Raw genomic sequence first — 1,484 nt, 5'->3', positions numbered from 1 at the left:
CATGGCCTTCCGCCAGCAGCTTCTCCGGAGCGTTTATCTGTTTAGACCCTTTTTCATCCGAGAAAAATCTATGGCATTTACTGCACTGCCAGTACTCTTCGTGACCGTCTTCAGTACATCCTGCCTCTTTTCTCTCGCTCTTGACTAAATCATGGCCTTCCGCCAGTAGCTTTACCGGACCGTTTATTTTTGTATTCCCTTTCTCATCCGAGAAAAATCTATGGCATTTACTGCACTGCCAATACTCTTCGTGACCGTCTGCTGTACACCCTGCCTCTTTTCTCTCGTTCTTTACTAAATCATGGCCTTCCGCCAGCAGGGTCACTGGAGCGTTTATCTGTTTAGCCCCTTTCTCATCCGAGAAAAATCTGTGGCATTTACTGCACTGCCAATAGGCTTCGTGACCGTCTGCAGTACATCCTGCCTCTTTTCTCTCGCTCTTGACTAAATCATGGCCTTCCGCCAGCAGCTTCTCCGGAGCGTTTATCTGTTTAGACCCTTTTTCATCCGAGAAAAATCTATGGCATTTACTGCACTGCCAATAGGCTTCGTGACCGTCTGCTGTACACCCTGCCTCTTTTCTCTCGCTCTTTACTAAATCATGGCCTTCCGCCAGCAGCGTCACTGGAGCGTTTATCTGTTTAACCCCTTTCTCATCCGAGAAAAATCTATGGCATTTACTGCACTGCCAATAGGCTTCATGACCGTCTGCAGTACATCCTGCCTCTTTTCTATCGCTCTTGACTAAATCATGGCCTTCCGACGGCAGGATCACTGGAGCGTTTATCTGTTTAGCCCCTTTCTCATCCGCGAAAAATCTGTGGCATTTACTGCACTGCCAGTACTCTTCGTGACCGTCTTCAGTACATCCTGCCTCTTTTCTCTCGCTCTTGACTAAATCATGGCCTTCCGACGGCAGGGTCACTGGAGCGTTTATCTGTTTAGCTCCTTTTTCATCCGAGAAAAATCTGTGGCATTTACTGCACTGCCAATAGGCTTCATGACCATCTGCAGTACATCCTGCCTCTTTTCTCTCGTTCTTGACTAAATCATGTCCTTCCGACGGCAGGGTCACTGGAGCGTTTATCTGTTTAGACCCTTTTTCATCCGAGAAAAATCTGTGGCATTTACTGCACTGCCAATAGGCTTCGTGACCGTCTGCTGTACACCCTGCCTCTTTTCTCTCGCTCTTGACTAAATCATGTCCTTCCGACGGCAGCTTCACTGGAGCGTTTATCTGTTTAGCCCCTTTCTCATCCGCGAAAAATCTGTGGCATTTACTGCACTGCCAATAGGCTTCGTGACCGTCTGCAGTACATCCTGCCTCTTTTCTATCGCTCTTGACTAAATCATGTCCTTCCGACGGCAACTTTACCGGATTGACTATCTCCGTTTTCGCTGCAGCATCTGAAAACAGCTTATGGCACTTGTTACAGCTCCAATATTCTTCATATCCGTCTGCAGTACATCCTGCTTCTCGTCTC

1 pseudogene is annotated in these 1,484 nt (G+C 47.8%); it reads right to left on the bottom strand.

The features are described from left to right. Positions 1 to 1,484, bottom strand: a pseudogene (locus OCV70_RS18800) (hypothetical protein); the annotation flags it as partial.

It is taken from the genome of Blautia acetigignens, assembly GCF_025566865.1.
Classification (GTDB): domain Bacteria; phylum Bacillota; class Clostridia; order Lachnospirales; family Lachnospiraceae; genus Blautia_A; species Blautia_A acetigignens.
Note: the sequence above shows the minus strand (reverse complement) of the source record. Positions and strands in the feature narration are given on the sequence as shown.